The sequence below is a fragment of the Rhizobium sp. CFBP 13644 genome (assembly GCF_014842165.1).
Classification (GTDB): Bacteria; Pseudomonadota; Alphaproteobacteria; order Rhizobiales; family Rhizobiaceae; genus Agrobacterium; species Agrobacterium tumefaciens_C.
The window spans coordinates 1-3,898 of the sequence record NZ_JACYVF010000025.1; the positions used below are offsets into that span (position 1 = coordinate 1).

Sequence of the window (3,898 nt, forward strand, 5' to 3'; positions counted from 1 at the left end):
GAGACCAGCGAGAGACCGACGATATCATCGCCCTTTTCCAGACGATCTGCCGTAGACGGCAGGATGAATTTCGGCTGGCGGTTGGAGCCATCCTGCGCGAGACGCGGAATGGTGTCGCCAATCTTGGGGTTGAGGAAACGCCGCTCGATCAGGTCGAAATACTCGTTGAGGTCGGTATTGGGCACCGGCGGAATGATCGGGATGATCTCTTCCTTTTCCAGCTTGGCGAGGAAGGCGCGGATGAGCGGATGCTCCATCGCCTCATGCACGAAGTGGATATCGAGAAGAGCTGCGGGATAGGCAATCGCCGCATGGCCGCCATTCAGGATGCGGATCTTCATATGCTCGTAGGGCGCGACTTCGGGCACGAACTGCACGCCGACCTTTTCCAGCGCCGGACGGCCCGCCGGGAAATTGTCTTCCATGACCCATTGCTTGAATTCTTCGCAGAAGACAGGCCAGTTGTCATCGATGCCGAAATCATCGCGGGCGATATCGCGTTCGCGCTGACCGGTGGCAGGCGTGATACGGTCCACCATGGAATTGGGGAAGGCAACCGTTTCACTGATCCATGTGGCAAAGGCCGGATCAGACAGCGCTGCCACGCCGACAACGGCGTTCTTGGTGACCTTTCCGTTATGCGGAATGTTATCGCAGGACATGACAGTGAAGGGCTGGATGCCCTTGTCCTTGCGGGCTTTGAGCCCAACGACGATAAGGCCGAAGACGGTCTTCGGCGCGGTCGGGTTGCGGCCATCCTCGGCAATGGCCGGATGCTGCGGATTGAATTTGCCGGATGCGTCGATGAAGTAGCCACCTTCGGTGATCGTCATCGAGACAATGCGGATTTTCGGGTCGGCAAGGGTCTCGATGATGGCGTTGGTATCGCCAATCGGCAGGATATCGACCATCGGGCCTGTGACGCGCGCGCCGGTGCGGTTGTTATCCTGCTCCACCACGGTGGTCAGGAAATCCTGTGCCGCAAGCTTCTCACGCATGACAGCATCGGACGGCAGAACGCCCGCGCCGATGATCGCCCACTCATGGTCGGCACCGGTGTTGAACAGGTCATCCAGATAGATGGCCTGATGGGCGCGGTGGAAATTGCCGACGCCGAAATGCACGATGCCAGCGGACAGATCGCTGCGGGAATAGGCCGGGACGGCAGCCGTCGCCTTTGCCTGTTCAAGCGTTGCGAGCGAGAGTTTGCATGTCATATGGCCAGGCCCTTGCTATCGAATTTGTGGATCTTGGTCTCGTCAGGTGTGAGGAAAACCGTGTCGCCGTGCTGGCAGGCAAACTCGCCGCCTGCGCGCGCGGTGATCATGCCGATCTCATCGACCTTGATGTGGATGAAGGTGTCAGAACCCAGATGTTCGGCAACTGTCACGGTGCCCTTCCACAGGCCGCTTTCCTTTGACAGCAGCAGATGTTCGGGCCGAACGCCAACCGTATCGGCGGCCTTGGCTTGGGCATAAGAGCCCGTGACGAAGTTCATGCGCGGCGAGCCGATGAAGCCCGCGACGAAGAGGTTGCGCGGTGTCTTGTAAAGCTCCATGGGAGAGCCGACCTGCTCGATATTGCCGCGATTGAGCACGACGATCTTGTCGGCCATGGTCATGGCTTCCACCTGATCGTGGGTCACGTAGATCATTGTGGTCTTCAGCGTATTGTGCAGCTCGGAGATTTCCAGCCGCATCGTGCCGCGAAGCGAGGCATCGAGGTTGGATAGCGGTTCATCGAACAAAAACGCAGAAGGCTCACGCACGATGGCGCGGCCGATGGCAACGCGCTGGCGCTGGCCGCCGGAGAGTTGCGATGGGCGACGGTCCAGATAATCGGTGAGGTTCAGGACGGCTGCTGCATCATTGACCTTCTTGTCGATGACGGCCTTGTCGAGCTTGGCCATTTTGAGCGGAAAGCCGATATTGTTGCGCACGCTCATATGCGGATAAAGCGCATAGGACTGAAACACCATGGCAAGGCCGCGTTCCGCCGGTGCCTTCTCGCTCACATCCTTGCCATCGATGATGATCTGGCCGCCGGTGACATCTTCAAGCCCCGCGATCAGGCGCAGCAGCGTGGACTTGCCGCAACCCGATGGGCCGACGAAAACAACAAACTCGCCATCCTTGATATCAAGATCGATTGACGGAATGACCTTGGCTTCGCCGAAGACCTTAGAGACGTTCTTAAGGGAAATGCTGCCCATTTTCTTATTCCTTATTTCACCGCGCCAAAGGTGAGGCCGCGAACGAGTTGTTTCTGGGAGAACCAGCCAAGCACGAGGATCGGCGCAATCGCCATCATCGAGGCTGCAGACAGCTTTGCCCAGAACAGGCCCTGCGGGCTGGAGAAGGAGGCGATGAAGGCTGTGAGCGGCGCGGCATTGGTGGTGGTGAGGCGAATGGTCCAGAAGGACTCGTTCCACGCCAGAATGATGTTGAGGAGAAGCGTCGAGGCAATGCCGGGAATGGCCATCGGCGTCAGCACATAGACGATCTCGTTCCACAAGGATGCACCATCCATGCGCGATGCTTCGAGGATCTCACCCGGAATTTCCCGGAAATATGTGTAGAGCATCCACACCACAATCGGCAGGTTGATGAAGGTGAGCATGATGGTGAGACCAATGCGCGTATCCAAGAGACCCGCATTGCGGAAGAGAAGATAGATCGGCACCAGCACGGCAACGGCCGGCATCATCTTGGTGGAAAGCATCCACATCAAGATATCCTTGGTGCGCTTTGTCGGAGAAAACGCCATGGCCCAGGCAGCCGGAATGGCGATGATGAGGGCGACGATGGTGGAGCCGACAGACAGGATGACCGAGTTCATGAAGGGTTTGAAGTAATCACGCTGGGTGTTGACCGTGATGTAGTTTTCAAACGTACCCGATGGCCACAGGCTGAAGCCCGCAATGGCTTCCGGCTCCGTCTTCAAGGACGTGAGAAACGCGTAGAGAATCGGGAAGAACAGCAGAAGCGCGATAGCCCAGGCGACAATGGTGAAGCCGATTTTGGAGCGCGTCGAGACATTACGAGCCATGATCCGTACTCCTATCGATCGAGGTTTTTGCCGACGGCGCGCATCAGGAAGATGGCGACAATATTGGCAAGGATAACGGCGATGATACCGCCTGCGGACGCACCACCCACATCATAGCCAAGCAGCGCCGTGCGGTAGATGAGGAAGGCGAGATTGGTCGAGGCATAGCCCGGTCCACCATTGGTGGTGACGAGGATTTCTGCGTAAACGCCGAGCAGGAAGATCGTCTGGATGAGAATGACCACGGTGATGGCGCGGGCCAGATGCGGCAGCGTCAGATAGATGAACCGGCTGAAGAAGCTTGCGCCATCCATTTCGGCGGCTTCCTTCTGCTCTCCGTCAAGCGATTGAAGCGCGGTGAGCAAAATGAGCGTTGCGAAGGGCAGCCATTGCCAGGCCACGATGATGACGATGGACAGAAGCGGAAACTGCGAAAACCAGTCGATCGGCTGCGCCCCGAAGAACCGGCTGAGGTCTGCCAGCACGCCGTAACCGGGATGCATGATCATGTTCTTCCACACGAGTGCGGCAACCGGGGGCATGACGAAAAACGGTGAGATGACGAGGATGCGCACGATGCCCTGCCCGAAAATGGGCTGGTCCAGCAACAGCGCAAGGCCGATGCCGCCAATAATCGTGATCAGCAGCACGCCGCCGACGATGACGAGCGTATTCCAGATGGACTGGAAGAAGGCCGGGTCGGTGTAGAAATACTGGTAATTGAACAGGCCAGCAAAGCTGACATTGGCCGGGTTCAGCAGATTGTAGTTCTGGAAAGAGAACCACAGCGTCATGGACAGTGGCACGATCATCCACACCAGAAGCATGACAACCGACGGCGCCATCATCA

The 3,898-nt window shown here is 57.8% G+C and carries 4 protein-coding genes; all 4 read right to left on the reverse strand.

Going from position 1 to position 3,898, the window contains the following annotated elements:
* Positions 1-1,217, reverse strand: a 1,217-nt coding sequence (locus tag IFT53_RS23475; RefSeq protein ID WP_192068448.1) for a mannitol dehydrogenase family protein, incomplete at its 3' end; no start/stop codon positions are given.
* Positions 1,214-2,212: an ABC transporter ATP-binding protein gene (locus IFT53_RS23480; RefSeq protein WP_192068450.1), complete on the reverse strand. Its 999-nt coding sequence runs from the start codon at positions 2,210-2,212 to the stop codon at positions 1,214-1,216. The genes IFT53_RS23475 and IFT53_RS23480, both read right to left, overlap by 4 nt.
* 11 nt (positions 2,213-2,223) lie before the next feature.
* On the reverse strand, positions 2,224-3,048 hold the full coding sequence (locus IFT53_RS23485) for a carbohydrate ABC transporter permease (protein WP_192068451.1): 825 nt from the start codon (positions 3,046-3,048) through the stop codon (positions 2,224-2,226).
* An 11-nt stretch (positions 3,049-3,059) separates the two neighbouring features.
* A complete protein-coding gene (locus IFT53_RS23490; protein ID WP_192068453.1) occupies positions 3,060-3,896 on the reverse strand; it encodes a carbohydrate ABC transporter permease in 837 nt (278 codons plus the stop codon).
* Between the last annotated feature and the right edge of the window lie 2 nt (positions 3,897-3,898).